At 48.7% G+C, this 19,079-nt stretch carries 16 protein-coding genes; all 16 read right to left on the bottom strand.

Going from position 1 to position 19,079, the window contains the following annotated elements:
* Nucleotides 1-3: 3 nt before the first annotated feature.
* The 16 genes from mgsA to LQE92_RS00170 all read right to left on the bottom strand — a co-directional run bounded on the left by mgsA (nucleotide 4) and on the right by LQE92_RS00170 (nucleotide 19,061).
* Nucleotides 4-399 (bottom strand): methylglyoxal synthase, encoded by a 396-nt coding sequence (gene mgsA, locus LQE92_RS00245; protein WP_147595867.1) that lies wholly within the window; start codon nucleotides 397-399, stop codon nucleotides 4-6.
* 2 nt (nucleotides 400-401) lie between these two features.
* Nucleotides 402-1,544, bottom strand: a complete 1,143-nt coding sequence (locus LQE92_RS00240) for an FtsW/RodA/SpoVE family cell cycle protein (protein WP_231061013.1) — start codon at nucleotides 1,542-1,544, stop codon at nucleotides 402-404.
* Between the two features lie 10 nt (nucleotides 1,545-1,554).
* Nucleotides 1,555-1,836, bottom strand: coding sequence for a cell division topological specificity factor MinE (gene minE / locus LQE92_RS00235; RefSeq protein ID WP_147595869.1), 282 nt, complete (start codon nucleotides 1,834-1,836; stop codon nucleotides 1,555-1,557).
* Nucleotides 1,837-1,848: 12 nt separating this feature from the next.
* A complete protein-coding gene (gene minD, locus LQE92_RS00230; RefSeq protein WP_147595870.1) occupies nucleotides 1,849-2,640 on the bottom strand; it encodes a septum site-determining protein MinD in 792 nt (263 codons plus the stop codon).
* 41 nt (nucleotides 2,641-2,681) lie between these two features.
* Nucleotides 2,682-3,356, bottom strand: coding sequence for a septum site-determining protein MinC (minC, locus tag LQE92_RS00225; RefSeq protein WP_231061012.1), 675 nt, complete (start codon nucleotides 3,354-3,356; stop codon nucleotides 2,682-2,684).
* Nucleotides 3,357-3,376: 20 nt separating this feature from the next.
* The gene (locus tag LQE92_RS00220) at nucleotides 3,377-6,280 is read right to left on the bottom strand and encodes a penicillin-binding transpeptidase domain-containing protein (RefSeq protein WP_231061011.1); all 2,904 of its coding nucleotides are present in this window, start codon (nucleotides 6,278-6,280) and stop codon (nucleotides 3,377-3,379) included.
* Nucleotides 6,273-6,797, bottom strand: coding sequence for a rod shape-determining protein MreD (mreD, locus tag LQE92_RS00215; protein WP_231061010.1), 525 nt, complete (start codon nucleotides 6,795-6,797; stop codon nucleotides 6,273-6,275). Before mreD ends, LQE92_RS00220 begins: the two co-directional genes overlap by 8 nt.
* Nucleotides 6,794-7,654: a rod shape-determining protein MreC gene (gene mreC / locus LQE92_RS00210; protein ID WP_231061009.1), complete on the bottom strand. Its 861-nt coding sequence runs from the start codon at nucleotides 7,652-7,654 to the stop codon at nucleotides 6,794-6,796. The genes mreD and mreC overlap by 4 nt, the downstream gene beginning before the upstream one ends.
* A gap of 1 nt (nucleotide 7,655) precedes the next feature.
* Nucleotides 7,656-8,354, bottom strand: coding sequence for a RadC family protein (gene radC, locus LQE92_RS00205; RefSeq protein WP_231061008.1), 699 nt, complete (start codon nucleotides 8,352-8,354; stop codon nucleotides 7,656-7,658).
* A gap of 151 nt (nucleotides 8,355-8,505) precedes the next feature.
* On the bottom strand, nucleotides 8,506-9,789 hold the full coding sequence (locus LQE92_RS00200) for a methionine gamma-lyase family protein (protein ID WP_231061007.1): 1,284 nt from the start codon (nucleotides 9,787-9,789) through the stop codon (nucleotides 8,506-8,508).
* A 28-nt stretch (nucleotides 9,790-9,817) separates the two neighbouring features.
* A complete protein-coding gene (miaA, locus tag LQE92_RS00195; protein WP_231061006.1) occupies nucleotides 9,818-10,774 on the bottom strand; it encodes a tRNA (adenosine(37)-N6)-dimethylallyltransferase MiaA in 957 nt (318 codons plus the stop codon).
* 12 nt (nucleotides 10,775-10,786) lie between these two features.
* Nucleotides 10,787-12,646 carry a DNA mismatch repair endonuclease MutL gene (mutL, locus tag LQE92_RS00190; protein WP_231061005.1) on the bottom strand — a complete coding sequence of 620 codons (1,860 nt, stop codon included), beginning with the start codon at nucleotides 12,644-12,646 and terminating at the stop codon, nucleotides 10,787-10,789.
* A 1-nt stretch (nucleotide 12,647) separates the two neighbouring features.
* Complete coding sequence (mutS, locus tag LQE92_RS00185; RefSeq protein ID WP_231061845.1) at nucleotides 12,648-15,281, bottom strand: DNA mismatch repair protein MutS; 2,634 nt, start codon at nucleotides 15,279-15,281, stop codon at nucleotides 12,648-12,650.
* Nucleotides 15,282-15,328: 47 nt separating this feature from the next.
* Nucleotides 15,329-16,297: a C39 family peptidase gene (locus LQE92_RS00180; RefSeq protein ID WP_231061004.1), complete on the bottom strand. Its 969-nt coding sequence runs from the start codon at nucleotides 16,295-16,297 to the stop codon at nucleotides 15,329-15,331.
* Nucleotides 16,298-16,313: 16 nt separating this feature from the next.
* Nucleotides 16,314-17,753 (bottom strand): tRNA (N6-isopentenyl adenosine(37)-C2)-methylthiotransferase MiaB, encoded by a 1,440-nt coding sequence (gene miaB, locus LQE92_RS00175; RefSeq protein ID WP_231061003.1) that lies wholly within the window; start codon nucleotides 17,751-17,753, stop codon nucleotides 16,314-16,316.
* Between the two features lie 60 nt (nucleotides 17,754-17,813).
* Complete coding sequence (locus LQE92_RS00170; protein ID WP_231061002.1) at nucleotides 17,814-19,061, bottom strand: glutamate-5-semialdehyde dehydrogenase; 1,248 nt, start codon at nucleotides 19,059-19,061, stop codon at nucleotides 17,814-17,816.
* Nucleotides 19,062-19,079 lie beyond the last annotated feature (18 nt).

Here is a 19,079-nt window from a genome sequence, read left to right as displayed (position 1 = left end):
AAATTATTTGTAAGCTTCCCGCCATTCCATATCTCCCCGCTCCATCGCTTTCACCAGGAGCTCAGCTGTGGCCAGATTCGTAGCCAGAGGAATATTGTGGATATCGCACAAACGGATGACCTCGAAAACATCCGGCTCGTGTGACTTCGGGTGGAGGGGATCCCGCAGAAAGATCATTAAATCAATCTGATTGTTCTCAATCTGTGCCGCCAGCTGCTGTTCTCCGCCCAGATGGCCCGCCAGAAATTTGTGGATGCTCAGATTTGTCACTTCTTCAATCAGACGCCCCGTTGTACCTGTCGCATAGAGTTCATGCTTACAAAGAATCCCCCGATACGCGATCGTAAAATTCTGCATCAGCTTTTTCTTTGCATCATGTGCGATAAGTCCCACATTCATACTTAAAACCCTCCTCTATTATCATATTTTCTTTGAAGACCGACATTCAAAACCAATCCCATACCTATAAAAATGCTCAGAAGCGAGCTCAGTCCGGCGCTGATAAAAGGAAGCGGCAGGCCTGTGTTGGGAACAAGCCCCGTTGCCACACCGATGTTTACAAAAGATTGGAAGGCAATCAAAGCCGCCATGCCGCTGCAGATAAGTCTTCCTGTCATATCTCTCGCTCTTGCGGCCATATAGATGCATTCTGCCGTCAGAAGGGCCAGCAGGCTGATGATGATGACACTTCCCACAAAACCGGCCTCTTCCCCGATCACGGCGAAAATAAAATCCGTGTCCTCTTCGGACAGAAAATTCCCGTTTTTCACGGAAGCCAGGGTGGTATTTGCCAGCCCCTTCCCATGAAGCTGTCCGGAACCGATGGCCATGATAGAATTCATCTGCTGCTGAGTATTGTCCGCGGGATACTTGGACGGGTTGATCCACGACATGATCCTGTTCACCTGGTATGGCTGCAGAAGCTTCTGTCCCTCTTGCTGGATATAATAAATAAACCAGATGCCGGCAGGTACCAGAACCGCAAACACGCCTCCGATCCATTTATAGCTTATTTTCGCCACATACAGCATGACCAGGAATATCACCACCGTTACAAGGGTCGTGGAAAGATTCGGCTGATCAAATATCATATACGCTGGAATGCCAAACAGAATAAGTGACAGAATCACAATCCGCACCGAACTGATTTTTTCGCGGTGTTTATAGAAAAACATGGCGAAAAATAAAATCAGCATGATCTTCGAAAACTCAGACGGCTGTATCTGACCGATTACCGGCAGATTCAGCCAGCGCTGCGCTCCTCCGCCGGACTGCCCCATGAACTTTGTGGCCAGGAGCATCGCGATATTGACTGCATAAATAGGCCAGTAAAGCTGCAAGATCCAGTGATAATCAATCAAAGAAACTAAGAACATGCATGCCACTCCCAGAGCCACGCCGAAAATCTGTTTGTTATAAGTATCTGTCCCGGAATTTATCGTGGCGCTCTTCACAAACAATATGCCGATCACTGCCAGGGACAGTACAAATAATATGAGTCTGATATTGAAATAACGAAAACGGTACTCTTTAAACTTAAACATATTTCATCCTTTATCTGTTAGGATTCCCATTTTTTATGTCTTTAATTGGAATATTCGCAAAGAGGGCCGGGACGGCGCCGTGACCGCCTTCTGATTCCGTCTGGGTGATCTGGATATCCAGCGCTTCTGTATCTACGTCCATATATTTGGAAATCACCTTGATGATGTCATTTTTAATAGCTTCCATCATTTCAGGAGAACAATTGGCCCTATCGGACACCAACAGAAGCTTCAGCCGGTCCTTTGCCACATTCCCCGATTTATTCTTCGAAAAAAAATCAAACAATCCCATGACTTGTCCCCCTTATTTCTTCTTAAAAAGCCCGGCCAACCTGGAAAAAAAACCATTTTTCACGTTCAGGTCCAGCATCGGCACTTCTTCACCGGTGACACGTCTTGCGATATTCATATAGGCTTGTCCCGCCATACAGTCCGACCCTGTCAGCGGCTCGCCCTGGTTGCTGGAGATCACGATGTGTTCATCGTCAGGGACAGCGCCGATCAGATGGACAGCCAGGATATCAATGACATCTTCAATCGACATCATATCACCCCTCTGAACCATATCCATCCGAATCCGGTTCACGATCAGATCGATGCGGCGAATCTCATTGGCCTCCAGAAGCCCGATGATACGGTCAGCGTCCCTGATCGCGGAAACCTCCGGCGTGGTGACCACGATCGCCCGGTCGGCTCCGGCTATGGCATTTTTGAAGCCCTGCTCTATGCCGGCAGGACAATCCAAAAGGACATAGTCAAACTCTTCTCTCAAAGAATCGATCAGCTTCTTCATCTGCTCCGGTGACACACTGGACTTGTCCCTTGTCTGTGCCGAAGGCAGAAGCTGCAGATTCGGATACCTCTTATCCTTGATCAGCGCCTGGCTCATACGGCAGCTGCCTTCCACCACATCCACCAGATTATAGACAATCCTGTTCTCCAGCCCCATCACCACATCCAGGTTTCTGAGGCCGATATCTGTGTCGATCAAAACTACTTTCTTGTTCAGCATGGCAAGGCCGATACCGAGGTTGGCCGATGTAGTGGTTTTTCCAACCCCTCCCTTGCCGGACGTAATTACAATGACTTCACTCATAAACTCATTCCTCCAAAATTCAAATTCCTGCTGTCAGATACCTAACGGAAGCTGACCTCATCGATGACCTCTTTGCAGAGAGGCTCTATGTAGATCTTGCCGAAGTCCAGGTACGCGATCTGCGCACCGCCCTCAGAGACGTGGCGGCCGCCGGTGCGGGCTGTCACATCTCCTATTCGGATTTGAATTGGTTCCATCTCCAGGGCCACGACAATGGCATGCTTCTTTCCGCCCAGTCCGGCTATCGCCGTACCACGCAGGGTTCCCAGCACAATAATATTTCCTTTGGCGACAATCCTCGCCCCTGGGTTCACATCTCCCAAAATGACAATGTTCCCCTCTGCTTCCAGGACTTGTCCTGAACGAAGCGTCCCTTTATAGAACTGGCCGCTCCCGACAGGCTTTCCGTCGCCTTCTTCTTCTGCCTCTTCTTCCAGCGTACGCCGGAAGAAGGCCTCTCGTGCTTTGTCCGTGTCAATGACACAGGAGATATCTATCTCAGAATTTTCACAAATGGTATTTACGATCTGATTCGTTTCTTCTGGTGTAAGAGTCCGTCCTTCAAAGGTAACGGCCATTTTCGCTCCGCGGAAAAATTTCGCGGAATCCCGGAATTTTGCGGTAATGTCCTCAAGGAGCTTGTCCATGGGGACTTCCGGATCCAGGAACACGGAAAGGCCATAATTATTGCCTTTGATAATGACTGTCTGCCGCATCTTATCACCTCACCGGTTTTTTATTCTGGTATATAATCATTGGCATCCGCTGCGTGGTTTTCCTCTAAGATTGACTGCAGAGTGATATAACCGTACTGCAGGCGGAGAGCTTTTTCCGCGATGGCTGCCGCATTGCTGGCCCCGTAGCCGTTGGGTATGGAAACAGAAACGGCTACTTCCGGCTCCACATAAGGATCCGTTTCCTGGATACGCGCCGGGGCATATCCGATAAAGGTACCATGGTTCGCCCGCTGTTTTGCCTGCTCAGCTGTACCGGATTTACCGGCGAACCCGATCTCTGTCTTAATAGGCGAATTTGCAAACGTAGTGAAATACGTGCCGGCCGGGCCCACCACGGCCTCCATGCCGTTGTGCATCGCATCCCATGTGGACTGTGCCAGCTCCACATGGCCTTCCAGCTGAGGCGTATATTCCTGAGTCACTTCCCCACTATTCTTCTGTACCTTAGAGATCAGGCTGTATTTATACAGATTTCCGCTGCTGGCCACCGCCGTCAGATATCTGGAAAGATGAATGTTCGCGTAGGTATGAGTACCCTGTCCGATGGATGAAGGAATTGGGTTCTGATCCGTTATGTGAGGCTCGCTTTCCGCAATCTCCACGCCGGATTTCGTACCCAGGCCAAACATGCTCGCATATTTTTGTATGGTGGCAATGCCCTTATCTCCATCGTAATTTCCATTGGACTGGGAAAGACGGTAGCCCACCTCTGAAAAGTAATAGTTACAGGACTGGGCGATGGCTCCGATCACACTGAGCTTTCCGTGTCCGCCGGCCTGCCAGCACCTAAGATGCAGTCCCTGTTTTTCGAAGACGCCTGTGTCGTCAATCTCTTCCGCCTCGGTTATAACGCCTTCTTCCAGGCCGATGGCCGTGGTCAGAACCTTGAAAATGGAACCCGGCGCCGTCTCTACCTGAGTGGCCCGATTCAGAAAAGGCTGGCTCAGATCATTATACAGCTGATTATAATATGCCACGTCGATGGAGCCGGAAAATTTATTGATATCATATCCTGGATAAGTGACCAGCGCTTTGACCTCCCCGGTTTTGACATCGGTTATGATACAGGATGCGGAGCAGGGGTCGAGGGCCATCTGAGCTGGAGTCAGCTCCAAATTGGCTATCTTTTCCTTCAGGAAATTGAACGCCGCCTTCTTTCCTCCCTCTGACAAACTGGCGATGGCGGCCTCGTCATATTCCAGAACGCCCTGCTCATAGAGGCAGAGGCAGAGCTCTCTTCCGGAAATAACATCATCCTCTATCAAATATTTATAGATCAGCTTATGGAACCCGACATCACTGTCCATGGCTGCGGCAAGCGTATTCACCAGAGACTGGAAGGTATCATCCGTACTGGTGTATTTTTCCTGGGTAGAAAGCTTCGTGGTGTCGATCCAATTGCTCTCCACCGCATGATACAGGAAATCGTGAAAGCTGATAGTCTCATTGACCCACCCCAGATAAATCTCATCCTCTGAATTCAGGGAACCTTCCAGGAAAAAGGAATTGTCTCTCATATAATCAAATACGTAATCCTGATAATCCTGCATGGACTTCTCACACTTATCAAACGTGGGAGCCTCTATCGAAGACAAATGGGATAAAAGTTCCGGAATCACGGAAGCTTTTCTGTCCACAAAACGGTCATAAATGCTCTTTTCCAAATCGCTGGCATCATCTGCCGCAAAATGGCTCATGGACAGAATATTGTTATTGATAAACTGATAATACGCATTCTTTACAGGAATTTTTATATCGGAAGTATCGGTATCGTCTGTGATCACATAGGATTCATCGTCCGTCAGCTTTGCCACCAGGATACCGGCCAGGCTCTGTTCGATCAAGGCATAGATACCCACCTGCAGATCCCGGTCTATGGTCAGATATACATCGCTTCCGGCCTCCGGGTCCACCGTATCGGTTACTTCCAGGATACGCCCCTCGCTGTCCAGGTACATGGTCTGGCTTCCCTTGATTCCAGTCAGATCGAGCTCCATAGCGGACTCGATTCCGGATTTCCCCACCACATCGTTCAGCTCATAGCTGTCATTTTGTCCCTGAAGCTCCTCCAGCTCTTCCTGATCCGCCTTCCCGGTATAACCGAGAATATGGGCGAAAGCATAGCTGTCATTGTAAACGCGGATGGTCTCTTCTTCCACATTTACTTCCCGCAGTTCATCCGAATGTTCTTTGATATCTGCCACCGTTTCCAGCTTCACATCGGAAGCCACCGTAACGGCATCGTAACGGCGGTATGCGTTAAGCGCCATAGCATACCGGATATTCATGAGCTTGAGCGCCATGGTATCTTCAATCTCATAAGTAGTCTTGTCCTGATTTGTTCCGATTCCGTACCGCTCCTTCAGCTTTTCAAACAAATCGGCGGCGGAAATATTGGAAGGATATTTTCCATTCTCATCATCCAGGCCATCGGTACTTTTTAAGCCGTATACATCCCTCAGGAACCGGCGTCTTTCTTCTTCTGTGCTGGTGGTGTACTGCGGAACGCCGTTTTCGTCCAGAGTAATGGATAAAGACGTTATCAAGGTCTCACCATGCTTCTCCAGAATCGGGATTAAACGAAGCAGCATTTCATTTCTCTGATACCCATTCGCATAAACTCCCGTATCGCCGACAGTGACCGCATAGGCCAGCTTGTTGTAAGCCAGAAGATTCCCGTTCCGATCATAAATGTTTCCTCTTGTTCCAGAAACATTGACTGTCTTGAGCGTCTTCTGGACATAATTTTCCTGGTAGTCAGCCCCCTCCACAATCTGCAGCTTGAAAAGACGGAACACCAGACTGGTGAACATGGCAATAAAAATAATGCTGACCACAAACAGCCTGGATTTCACTACCCTTTTAATGCCGCTTACGAGAACTTCCCAAATTTCACTAAACAAATTTTGTCGCACTCCTTCGTTCTGTCATTTCCAGTTTATAATTGATAAAAGAAAGCAGCTGATAAATGATGCCTGTCAGGACCACCGTATAAATCACCTCCGGCAAGATCACATGCGTCAGATAATAGATAAAATCCAGCCGATTCCTCACAAGAAACTGGAAAACATAAAAATACAGGTTGTACAAGATGCTGCTGAATGTGGTGACAATGAGCGGGAACACAATGTAATCCGAATACATCCACTGATGGAAAGCGCCGTTTATATAGCCTATGATAATATAGATTATCATATGGAACCCCAGCGCGTTCATCGATACAATGTCCGTAAAAAGGCCGCAGAACAGCCCGATTACCATTCCCTGGATCTTTCCCTTCATAAATCCGAAAGACACGGTGATGATCAAAAGAATGTTAGGAACCGTATCGATCAGCGGAACATTTGCAAATATTCCATATTGGAGGAAAAAACCGGCGAAAATGACGACTGCCATCACAAGGATCCGCTTGATTTTCATGGCTGATTCTCCTCGCCTGTTACTTTCAGGGTCTTGATGACCAGAACCGTCTGCAGATGGTCAAAATCCACCGCAGGCACGAGATACCCGGATTTGGTCACATTATTGCTGTCTGTCTGAATATCCTGGGCATAGCCGATCAGGATGTTCGGCAGATATTTGTCGCTGATATTGGAGGTCACGATCTTGTCGTCATCCCAGATATTGTCATTCTTATCGATATAACTGAGACGGAGCTTCCCTTCACTATAAAGCTTCAGATCTCCGGAAACGATACAGGTATCGCCGGAATTCAAGGACATGGCGCTCACATTGCTGTCGTCATCGATGATAGAACGGACCTTGGCAAAATTTTTCCCCACTTCTGTAACGATCCCTACCAAACCACCGCCGGCGATCACATTCATATCCGCCTGGATGCCGTCCTCTGTTCCCTTGTCGATCACAAAGGAATGATACCAGTTCCCCGCGTCCTTTTGTATCACCCGGGCTCCTGTCATCTCATAGTCCGTATACTGTCCCTTCAGTTCAAACAACTCCTGAAGCTGCTTGAGCTCCGTCTGTCCCTGCTGATAATTTCCGATATCCTCCTTAAGAGAAGCCAGCTCCTCCTTTAACTGCTGGTTCTCCGTCCTGGCTTCTTCCAGGCTCTGATAGTCATAAGCGGTATCCGCAAAGCCGGTCCCCAGATGATTCAGTCCCTTCTGCATGGGAAGAAGCACAGAGTTCACTGCGTTGGTTACCGGACTCAGAAATCCCGGCTTAAAGTAATTGACGGTCAGTAGCCCGATACAAAACAGTAACAGAAAAAACAACAGGTATCTGGCCGGCAAAGAAGCTTTCTTTTTGTTCTTCATCCTACAATATTCCTCGTTCTTTTAAACTGATAAAACAATTGTCCCCGATTATGATATGGTCGGCCAGGGAGATTCCCAGAAGCCTGCCTGCTTCATATACCCTGCGGGTCACCAGGATATCCTCTTTGCTGGGGTCAGGGTCGCCGCTGGGATGGTTATGTAGCAGAATGATACTGACCGCCTGGTATTTTAACGCTTCCAAAAAGATTTCCCTGGGAGAGACCAAGGAGCTGTTCACCGTGCCCATGGAGATCACCAGGTCATGGAGAAAACGGCTTTTTGTATCCAAAAGCACCACACGGAGCTCTTCTTTTTCCTTGTGGCGCATTTCTTCCATGAAGTATGCCGCAACGGCTCCGGGAGATACGAACGCCTTCTCCCTGTCGATGCTTTTTCTGCTCATCCGTTTTGTAAGCTCTCCGATACAGGAAAGCTGTATGGCCTTTACCTTGCCGATACCGGGAATGGACTGAAACTCCCGGACATTCAGATGATGAAGTCCCAAAAGCCCGTCCACGGAAGGATTCAGGGACAGCACATGCCTGGCTGTCTGCAGCGCTCCCTGCCCTTTCGTACCGGTCCGGAGGATCACTGCCAAAAGCTCTGCGTCGGACAGTGCCGCCGGCCCCAAGGCCATACATTTTTCATAAGGACGTTCGGAAGCCGGCAGCTCCCGAATGGTATTTTTCTTTTCTTCCATAGGCTCGTCTCCTTTTTCCATATGGGATGACAAGCCAGACAAAAACCGGAGTCTTACCAAAAACCCCCCGTAAAACCAAAATTTTACTAACTAACAGTTTAGCACAATTTTTATTCCCTGTACACCAGAAATGTGAATCTTAATGAATTCCTCAGAAAGATATCACATTTTTATCCAGCATTTTCTGTACGGAAAAAAGGATGCCGGTCTTCGCGTGACAGTAGGTCAGTCCCCCCTGAAAAAAGACCGTATAGGGCGGTTTTAAAGGCCCGTCGGCAGAAAGCTCGATAGAGGAGCCTTGTACAAACGCTCCGGCCGCCATGATGACATCAGAATCGTATCCCGGCATCGGCCAGGGCTCCGGGGTGACAAAAGAATCCACAGGAGCCGCCCCCTGGATCCCCAGGCAGAAAGCTTTCAAAGCTTCGGGAGATCCGAGATCGACCGCCTGGATGATGTCGTGACGGGCAGTATCCGAAGACGGATAAACGGGAAATCCCAGTCTCTCATACACCGCCGCCGCAAATATGGCTCCTTTTATGGCGCCGGCAGTCACCGTAGGCGCAAGAAAAAATCCCTGATAAAGAGTCTGGTTCAGCCCAAGACTGGCTCCAACTTCTTTTCCAAGTCCCGGCGAACTCAACCGGTATGCCGCCTGTTCAATACAAGCTTCCTTACCCACGATATATCCGCCGCATGGGGCCAGACCGCCTCCCGGATTTTTGATAAGAGAACCTACACACATATCAGCCCCCACATCTGTCGGTTCAGTCTCTTCTGAAAATTCCCCATAGCAGTTATCCACCATACAGATGATATCCGGCTTTTTTTCCTTGAGAAAAGAAATCAATTCTCCAATCCGTGAGACTGACAAGGTGGGCCTGGAGGCATATCCTTTAGACCGCTGAATGGTAGCCAGCTTTGTTCTGGCGTTCAAGCTCCCTGCAATCGCTTCAAAGTCAAAGGAACCGTCGGGCTTCAGGTCAGCCTGGGCGTATGTGATGCCATATTCCCTCAGAGATCCTTTGGATTCCCGTATACCGATGACTTCTTCCAAAGTATCATAAGGCTTTCCAACTGGTGAAAGGAGCTCGTCTCCCGGACGGAGATTCGCGGCCAGCGCAACATTCAGCGCATGGGTGCCGCAGGTGATCTGCGGCCGTACTAACGCCGCTTCCGCATGGAAGACATCTGCGTACACCGCTTCCAGGGTCTCCCGTCCCAGATCATTGTATCCGTATCCGGTCGATCCAGAAAAATGTGCCTCCGCCACTCTGTTCTTCTGCATGGCATGAAGCACTTTAAGCTGGTTATATTCAGCGGTCCTGTCAATTTTATCGAAGCGGTCCCTTAAAGAAGCTTCTACTTCTGTCCCCAGCTCCAGGACCTTTTTATCTATACCGATGCTCTTATACATCGTCTCTAATGATTCCATATTCTGTCTCCCTTTTTCTTTCCCATATTCAGCCGTCAGTCCGGCCGGACGTGGCCATTCTTTTTCTCATGATGTCCTCAATTTCCAAAAGAATTTCTTCTTCAGATCTGCCGTCTATGGAAATCCAGTCTGTCTGTCTCTCCCGCTTGAACCAGGTCAGCTGTCTTTTCGCAAAATGTCTTGTGTCCCGCTTCAGTATCCGGACCGCTTCTGAAAGAGTCGTCTCTCCTTCCAGGTACGCGAGAAGTTCTTTATAACCCAGTCCCTGCATGGATACCATATCTCTCGTATATCCCATTTCTTTCAAATGCCGGACTTCGTCTAAAAGCCCGTCTTCCATCATCTTTTCCACACGAAGATCAATGCGCTTATAAAGCTCCGTCCGGTCTCGGAACAGCACCACATAAGCAAACTGATAAGGAGATTCCTTTTCCCGTTCAGCCTGGTTATGCTCCGAAATGGGCTTCCCTGTTTTCTCGTAGAACTCCAAAGCACGGATCACACGTTTTATATTATTTTCGTGGATATCTTCTGCGGCCCGGGCATCCCTCTCCCGGAGCATCTGATGGAGATATCCTGCGCCCTTATCCTCAGCCAGTCTTTCCAGCCTTTCTCTGTATCCGGTATCTGCGTCATTTTCCGTAAAATCAATGTCATACAGCAAAGCTTGAATATAGAATCCGGTTCCTCCGGTGAGTATCGGCAGATGTCCCCGTTCGTAAATTTCCTTTATTGCATCTTTGGCCATTTTTTGAAATTTTACCACGTGAAAGGACTCCTCCGGCCGCAGGACGTCAATAAGATGGTGGGGAATCCCCGCCATCTCTTCTTTTGTCACTTTCGCGGATCCAATGTCCATGTATTGGTAGACCTGCATGGAATCCGCGCTGATTATTTCTCCGCCAAAGGCTTTTGCCGCCCGGATGGAAAGCGCTGTCTTCCCGACGGCCGTGGGACCGGTCAATATCAATAAGGGTTTTTTCATCTTCGTGATCCTTTATACAATCCTTTTAAATTTTTTTTCCAATTCTCTGCGGCTCATGGAAATAATGGTAGGGCGCCCATGGGGGCAGGCATAAGGATTCTTAAGCGTGAGGAGCTCATCGATCAGGGCTTCTGCTTCCTTCACAGACAGAGAATCCCCGCCTTTTACGGCGGCTTTGCAGCTCATGGAAGCCAGCTTCTCCAAAATCACCTGCTCAGACTCCTGTTCCAGTTCTTCCGACAGACTGTCGAGAACCTCCATCAAAATTTCGGTCTGGGCGATTCCATAGAGATTTGAGGGAACACTGTAGACAGCGTACTCTCTGCCTCCAAAAGGCTCAATTTCAAAACCAAGGGCCAAAAATCTTTCTTTATGGCTTTTTAAAACTTCTTCTTCCCGCAGATTCAGAGTAAGTATGATCGGCGGATTGACCATCTGAGCCAGGACCTTCTTCTCCGTCAACTGGCGAACCATCCGCTCATAAAGGATTTTTTCATGAGCTGCGTGCTGATCGATGATCAAAAATTCATCCCGGTATTGAATCAGCCAATAGGTATCAAACAGCTGACCAATAAAGCGGTATTCATCCCGTGCCTCTTTCGTCAGCAGCTTTTCCTCAAACAGCTCCAGCTGCTTCGGTGCTTCCTTTGCAGCGGGCTCGATCTTTACCTCCGGCTGTTTGGCAGGCGTTTCCATATATACTGTGGATTCCCGCACCTTCTCCTGATTCCAGAGGGGTTCCCGGTCTCTTTCCATGCGCTTGACTTCAAAAGGTTCCGGCGCTCTTTGGACAGTATGCTTTTTGGTATCTGTCTTCTCCCCTGCAGCATCCCCGGCACCGAATCCCTGAAGTTCCGTATCCAGGGATACTTTGCGGATCAATTCCTTTCCGGCCAGGGTATCATGTACTGCTCTGTAGACCGAATCATAGATTTCTTCCTGATTCCGGAATCTAAGCTCCATCTTGGAAGGATGGACGTTTACATCCAGAAACTCCGGTTCGATCTCCAGCTGGAGAACCACGAAAGGGTACTTATGCTGCATCATATAAGAATGATAGCCGTCTTCAATGGCTTTATTGATCAAATTGCTTTTGATATAGCGCCCGTTGATGAAATAGTTTTCGTAAGTCCTATTCCCCCGGGAGATAAGCGGTTTCCCCAGATATCCGGAAATCTTCACCGTTTCTTTTACAGCTTCTACCGGCAGAAGGTTCCCGGCGATTTCTCTGCCATATATCATGTAGATCAGGTCCTTCAGATTGTGGTTTCCCGAAGTATGGATCCGGCTTTGATTGTTCTGGATGAACCGGATGGACACATCTGGCCTGGACAGGGCCATGCGTTCTATCAGGCTGCTGATATAAGCTCCTTCCGTCTGGGCTGTTTTTAAAAATTTCTTCCTTGCCGGTGTATTATAAAATAAGTTCCGGACCAGAAAAGTGGTGCCGTCCGGCGCCCCGATCTCCTCCAGTGAAATTTCTTTTCCGCCATGGATCTGGTACCGGGAGCCAGTCAGGGCCTCAGCTGTCTTTGTGATCAGCTCCACCTGGGATACCGAAGCGATGCTTGAAAGTGCCTCTCCACGAAAACCCAGGGAGGATACCGTGAGCAGATCCTCCACGGAACGGATCTTACTGGTGGAATGACGGAGAAATGCCGTCGGAATCTGTTCTTTTTCAATCCCGCACCCATTATCGGTAATACGGATAAAAGAGATTCCCCCATCCTTGATTTCTACTGTCACGGCTGTCGCACCTGCATCAATGGCATTTTCCATCAGCTCTTTGACAACGGAGCACGGCCGGTCTATGACCTCGCCTGCTGCGATCTGATTAATTGTATCCTGGTCTAACACTGTGATCTTTGGCATATTACCACCTGTTCTTCAAATTGTTCTGCAGCCGGTATAAAGTATTCAGGGCATCGATCGGAGTCATCGTGACAAGCTCCAGAGATTCCAGCTCTTTCAGGATATCATCATCTTTCACCGTATCAAACAGGCTCATCTGTTTTAGATCGACCTCATCCAGCTTCGGGACCGGTTTCTTATGGGACGCCTGCCGGCTGGCATCGGCAATTTCTTTGGAACGGGCAGAAATATCGGCATCCGATAACTCCTCCACCAGCTCTTTCGCCCTCACGATCACCGGATCCGGCACTCCGGCGAGCTTTGCCACCTGAATTCCGTAACTTTTATCTGCTCCGCCTTTGACGATCTTCCGGAGGAATACGATATCGTCCCCCATTTCTTTCACTGCAACACAATAATTATTCACGCCGCTTATGGAACCTTCCAGCTCTGTCAGCTCATGGTAATGGGTAGCGAACAACGTCTTCGCCCCCAAAACCTTCGTATTGGATATGTATTCTATAACAGCCCAGGCAATACTCAGGCCGTCAAAGGTACTGGTCCCCCGGCCAATCTCATCCAGGATCAAAAGGCTGTTTTTTGTCGCGTTCCGGAGTATATTTGCCACTTCAGTCATCTCCACCATGAAGGTGCTCTGGCCGCTTGCCAGATCGTCGGAAGCCCCGACTCTAGTAAAGATCCTGTCACAGATGCCGATATTGGCAGCTTCCGCCGGAACAAAGCTCCCAATCTGCGCCATTAGACAAATGAGCGCCGTTTGTCTCATATAAGTGGATTTTCCGGCCATATTCGGCCCGGTAATGATGGATATCTGATTGCTTCCATTGTCGAGATAGGTGTCATTGGCAATGAACAGGTCGTCCCGAAGCATCTGTTCCACCACAGGATGGCGGCCGTTTTTTATATCGATCAGACCCTTTTCATTAATTTTGGGCCTCACGTAGCCATTCCTGGTGGACACCACAGAAAGTGAGGTCAATACATCGATCCAGGCAATGCTGCGGGCTGTTTTCTGGATTCGGGCCACCTGCTCGGCTATGGTATTTCTCAGCGAACAGAACAAATCATATTCCAGGATGAAAAGTTTGTCTTCCGCCCCCAGGATGATCTCTTCCAGTTTTTTCAGTTCATCCGTCGTAAAGCGTTCTGCGTTGGTGAGGGTCTGTTTTCTGACATAGTCGTCAGGCACTTGGGACAGGAAAGAATTCGTCACCTCAAGATAATAGCCGAACACCTTGTTGAATTTGACCCGGAGCGTTTTGATTCCCGTTCTCTCGCGCTCTTTCGTCTCCAGTTCGGCAAGCCACTTCTTTCCTTCTGTCTTTGCTTTCCGCAGACGGTCGGCCTCTTCGTTGAAGCCCTCCTGGATGATGCCGCCCTCCCGCACGCTTATGGGAGGATCTTCCACGACCGCGCGGCCGATCAGCTCTGCCAAGTCCTCCAGTGTATCCAGTTGTCCGCAGATTTCTTTAGAAAGGGGCGCTGTCAGCTGCTCCATCAGATGTTTGATATGGGGAAGCATCTGCAGGGAATTCTTAAACGCGATCAGATCTCTCGGATTGGCCGTCTGATAGGAGATTCTTCCAATGAGCCGCTCCAGATCATAGATGGGATTCAGATATTCGATCAGTTCCTCCCGGGTGATATATTCCCCGTTCAATTCTTCCACAGCGTCTTGGCGTTTTGTGATCTCCGCTTTTTCTATGAGAGGCTGCTCAATAAAGCTTCTGAGCATTCTGGCGCCCATAGCAGTTCTGGTTTTGTCAAGCACCCATAAAAGAGAACCTCTTTTCTGTTTCTCCCTCAGAGTCTCTAAAAGTTCCAGATTCCGTCTGGTGGAAGTGTCGATCACCATATATTTTCCAGACTGGTAAGGCACCAGCTTTGTAATATGCCCCAATGAGTTTTTCTGAGTATCCAAGAGATAGAGAAGCGCAGCTCCAGAAGCGATCAGACCGATCTTATAATCCTCCAGTCCAAGACCCTCGAGGCGTTCCACATGAAAATGCCGTTTCAGAGTATCCTGGCAGATATCCTCATCAAAATAATGATTATCCAGAGGAGAGATGATAAAATTCAGGCGGTTCTTCATATCCTCCAGATCGACTCCTGACATATAAAAGGCTTCATTGCAGATAATCTCTGAAGGCATGTATTTATAAATCTCATCCAAAAGCGCACGGATCGTAGGCACTTCTGAGACCAGAAATTCACCGGTTGTCACATCGCTTATGGCGATTCCAAAGGATTTTGCCAAATAGACAATGCACATCAGATAATTATTCCTGGTCTCATCAAGAGCCTGGCTGCTTAAAATCGTGCCGGGAGTCACGACCCGGATGACCTCCCGTTTGACCAACCCTTTTGCAAGCCTGGGGTCCTCCATTTGTTCTGCAATGGCTACTTTATAACCTTTTTGAACCAGCCGGTTCAGGTACGTGTCCACTGCATGATAAGGGACTCCGCACATGGGAGCCCGTTCCGGCAGTCCGCAGTCCTTTCCTGTCAGTGTGATTTCAAGCTCTCTGGAAACCGTCTGCGCGTCTTCAAAAAACATTTCATAAAAATCCCCCAACCTGTAAAAAAGGATACAGTCGGGATACTGTTTTTTGGTCTCCAGATAATGCTGCATCATTGGTGATAATTGTGCTGCCACGTTTTACCTCTCTATTCTGTTGACTTTCATGTCCCGTTATAATATGCGATCTTGTTGAAATTTGGAAATTCAGCGAAAAAATCCGCCAGAGTATGCCGCTCCTCAGAGGCTGGGTCATGAATCAGAAAATCTTCCGTATTCAGGTTCACACCATCCCCGCTGTATCCCATGATCAGCACCCAGTGAGGACTTCCGTCATCCCGTTTGCATCCGATCAGTACAGGAATCTTCTGCTGCAGCTTTTCAAGGGCTGAAGAAAGATAATCTTTCTCGGAGATTTTCACATATGCTTTCGGAAAGCTCAAAAGGCCGTCATCATTATAAAACAGCCGTTCCTCCATCATATCCGGAGTCGTCATATAGCCTTCCAGATACGAATAAGCCATTGCCAAGCAGGTGGTGGTGCAGCCGGCGCTCGCAATCGTCTCATAGCTGCCGCCCAGTGAAACATTTGCCCACCGTGCGTCATACTGCTTAAAATCAGCGACGCCAAGATAAATGCGCGCATCCTTTGGTTCTGCGTCGGAAAGTTCCTTCCTGGTACAATATCCTTCTATGAATTCATCGGAATGTGCTTTCTTGCATAAGACCCTGACATAGCCGGAATCTTCCTTCCAGTACACCTGCACTTCATCCCCGTAAGCAATCTGGCCAAGCAGCTCTCCTCTCTTTGAGGGAATGCTCCTGATGTTCAGAAGACCAAAATAACCGGAATACATGATGTCCCCACTCTTCATCCGTTCATAAGACAACTTTTGGACAGAGCCATTCCCTTTAGCGGAGGCTTCCGGTGAACTTCCCGACCGGTCAAGGATCCTAATGCTTTTCCCAGCTGCCGGTGCCACCTTTGCAAACTGGATTTTCAATTCATTCTGCCAGCTTGTCCCAAAGGAGACCAGCGCTCCATAGCAGAAAAAACCCACGGCAAAGGCTGCCAGCAGGACTTCCCACACTCTTTTTTCCTTTTTCAGACTAAAACAAATCCACTTTTTCATACCCATACCTCCATATTTAAGGGAGGCGCGTCCCCATATAATAGAATCCTCTGGATTCTTCAAGCTTCACCGGAATGATCTTTCCGATGTCAGAAGCTTCACCCGGAATGTGTACCATTATATTATTGCTCAAACGGCCGGTAACCATACCAGGATTATGGTCATCCAGCCCTTCCACAAGAGCCGGCATGACTTTCCCCACATCTTTTCCGCTCATTTCAGCGGAAATTCTTTGTACTTCTTTTAAGAGACGCTCAAACCGGTCTTTCATAATCTCTTCCGGCACCTGATCTTCCATGGCTGCCGCAGGAGTGCCTGTCCGCTTAGAATAGAGGAAAGTAAAGGCACTGTCATACCTCACTCTGCGGATTACGTCTAAAGTCTCCTGGAAATCCTCTTCCGTCTCGCCCGGAAACCCTACGATGATGTCTGTAGTCAGAGAAATATCCGGAATTTCTGTCTTTATTTTTTCTGCCAGAGCCAGATACTGCTCTTTTCCATAAACCCGGTTCATCTGAGAAAGTATTCTGGAGCTGCCTGACTGAAGAGGAAGATGCAGATGACGGCAGACCTTCGGACAGTCTCTCATCACCCTGATCAGCTCATCCGATAGATCCTTCGGATGAGACGTCATGAAACGAATGCGTTCGAGACCCTCCACTGCAGCTACCATTTTTAAAAGTTCTGCAAAGCTCATAGGCGGATCCAGAGTTTTCCCATAGGAATTCACATTCTGTCCGAGCAGCATCACTTCCACCACGCCGTCTTTTACCAGATTCTTTACTTCTTCCACGATATCTTTCGGATTCCGGCTGCGTTCTCTCCCTCTGACATATGGTACGATACAGTAGCTGCAGAAATTATTGCAGCCGTACATGATGTTCACCCCGGATTTAAAGGAATATTTCCGTTCTGCCGGAAGCTTTTCCACAATCTCATCCGTTCCGTTCCATATGTCAACTACCATATGCCGTTCTGTCATCTGCCGGTAAAGAAGCTCTGCCAGCTTAAAAATATTATGAGTGCCAAATACAAGGTCCACAAATCGATAGCTTTTCTTTATTTTTTCCACCACAGACGGCTCCTGCATCATGCAGCCGCAGAGGGCAACGATCATATCCGGATTTTTCTGTTTCAGGCTGTTCAGATAACCCAGACGTCCATATACGCGCTGGTTGGCGTTGTCTCTGACCGTACAAGTATTATAGATCACAAAGTCTGAAGTTTCCTCCCCAGAAGCGGTAAATCCGGCTGCCTCCAAAATACCAAGAAGCTTTTCCGAATCCTTGGCATTCATCTGGCATCCGAAGGTCGTCACATTGGCATATAAAGGCCTTCCCAATTTATCGGATCTCTCCATTACAATTTCACGGAGCTCCTGCATGAAATAATGCTGCCGCTCTGGCTCACCAACCGGCGCTTGTTCTATTATATTGACATATTCTGTTTTATCCACGGTTCTTTGTCCCTTCTCTTAATCCTTTCTATTATAGCCGACGCTTTTAAAAAAATCAATTCAGGGACGGACCTGCCCGTTTCCATATATGATATATTTAGTCGTTGTCAGCGCCTTAAGCCCCATCGGGCCTCTGGCATGGAGCTTCTGCGTGCTGATACCGATCTCCGCCCCAAAGCCGAACTCAAATCCGTCGGTAAACCGGGTGGAGGCATTTACATATACGGCAGCGGCATCCACCTCATCCAGGAACCTCTGGGCATTTGCATAATCTTTTGTGATGATCGCTTCCGAATGCTTCGTGTTATAACGGTTGATATGGGCAATGGCTTCTCCTACAGAGCCAACTGTCTTTGCTGATAAGATATAATCCAGGTATTCGGTTCCCCAGTCCTCTTCGGAAGCCCTGACCGCATCTGGAAGCAGCCGGCAGACCGTTTCGTCACCGCGGATTTCTACCTGCTTTTCAGAAAGCTCCGCCGCCAGAGCAGGCATCAGCCTGTCTGCAATGCCTTTATGAATCACCAGGGACTCACAGGCATTGCATACACCGATCCTCTGTGTCTTGGCATTGAAGATGATAGAGACCGCCATATCGATATCCGCACTTTCATCTACAAATATATGGCAATTGCCCGTCCCGGTCTCTATTACGGGAACCGTACTATTTTCCACTACGGTACGGATGAGTCCGGCACCTCCTCTGGGTATCAGGACATCAATATAGCCGTTCATACGCATAAGCGCCTTGGCAGCCTCCCGGTCCGTACTTTCCAGAAGCTGGATGGAATCCTCAGGAAGCCCGCAGCCGGCCAGCGCCTCTCTCAGACAGGACGTGATTGCCTTATTGGAATTCAGAGCGTCGCTTCCTCCCTTTAAGATTACAGCGTTTCCTGCTTTAAAACAGAGCCCGAACGCGTCGGCCGTCACATTGGGACGAGATTCATATATGATTCCGATCACGCCGATAGGCACTCTTTTTTCTCCTATCACAAGTCCGTTCGGTCTCTTCTTCATGGAAAGGACTTCTCCCACCGGATCGTCCAGGGAAACAATCTGGCGCAGGCCCTCGGCCATGGCTTCTATCCGGGCTCCAGTCAGCATAAGCCGGTCCAATAGTCCCTGATGCATCCCTTTTTTCCTTCCTGCTTCCATGTCCATCTCATTGGCTTTTAATATGGATCCTGCATTGGCAGTCAGAGCATCAGCCGCCGCAGACAGACCTCTGTTTTTTTCAACTATCCCTAATCTGCCTAACAAAGACGCAGCCGTCCTGGCCCGTTCTCCCATTTTGATCAATTCTTCCATTTTCAATCCTCCTGACTG

This window comes from Lientehia hominis, from assembly GCF_021044755.1.
GTDB lineage: Bacteria > Bacillota > Clostridia > Lachnospirales > Lachnospiraceae > Lientehia > Lientehia hominis.
The sequence above is the reverse complement of the archived record's forward strand: the minus strand, read 5'-3'. Positions and strand labels throughout refer to the sequence as shown.

What these genes read in the sequence shown, in the direction of transcription:
- minE (WP_147595869.1), bottom strand. Translation starts at nt 1,836, where the DNA reads ATGGGATTGTTTGATTTTTTTTCGAAGAATAAATCGGGGAATGTGGCA.
- minC (WP_231061012.1), bottom strand. Translation starts at nt 3,356, where the DNA reads ATGCGGCAGACAGTCATTATCAAAGGCAATAATTATGGCCTTTCCGTG.
- LQE92_RS00170 (WP_231061002.1), bottom strand. Translation starts at nt 19,061, where the DNA reads ATGGAAGAATTGATCAAAATGGGAGAACGGGCCAGGACGGCTGCGTCT.
- mreD (WP_231061010.1), bottom strand. Translation starts at nt 6,797, where the DNA reads ATGAAAATCAAGCGGATCCTTGTGATGGCAGTCGTCATTTTCGCCGGT.
- mutL (WP_231061005.1), bottom strand. Translation starts at nt 12,646, where the DNA reads ATGCCAAAGATCACAGTGTTAGACCAGGATACAATTAATCAGATCGCA.
- minD (WP_147595870.1), bottom strand. Translation starts at nt 2,640, where the DNA reads ATGAGTGAAGTCATTGTAATTACGTCCGGCAAGGGAGGGGTTGGAAAA.
- mgsA (WP_147595867.1), bottom strand. Translation starts at nt 399, where the DNA reads ATGAATGTGGGACTTATCGCACATGATGCAAAGAAAAAGCTGATGCAG.
- radC (WP_231061008.1), bottom strand. Translation starts at nt 8,354, where the DNA reads ATGGAAGAAAAGAAAAATACCATTCGGGAGCTGCCGGCTTCCGAACGT.
- mutS (WP_231061845.1), bottom strand. Translation starts at nt 15,281, where the DNA reads ATGATGCAGCATTATCTGGAGACCAAAAAACAGTATCCCGACTGTATC.
- miaA (WP_231061006.1), bottom strand. Translation starts at nt 10,774, where the DNA reads ATGAAAAAACCCTTATTGATATTGACCGGTCCCACGGCCGTCGGGAAG.
- LQE92_RS00180 (WP_231061004.1), bottom strand. Translation starts at nt 16,297, where the DNA reads ATGAAAAAGTGGATTTGTTTTAGTCTGAAAAAGGAAAAAAGAGTGTGG.
- mreC (WP_231061009.1), bottom strand. Translation starts at nt 7,654, where the DNA reads ATGAAGAACAAAAAGAAAGCTTCTTTGCCGGCCAGATACCTGTTGTTT.
- LQE92_RS00240 (WP_231061013.1), bottom strand. Translation starts at nt 1,544, where the DNA reads ATGTTTAAGTTTAAAGAGTACCGTTTTCGTTATTTCAATATCAGACTC.
- LQE92_RS00200 (WP_231061007.1), bottom strand. Translation starts at nt 9,789, where the DNA reads ATGGAATCATTAGAGACGATGTATAAGAGCATCGGTATAGATAAAAAG.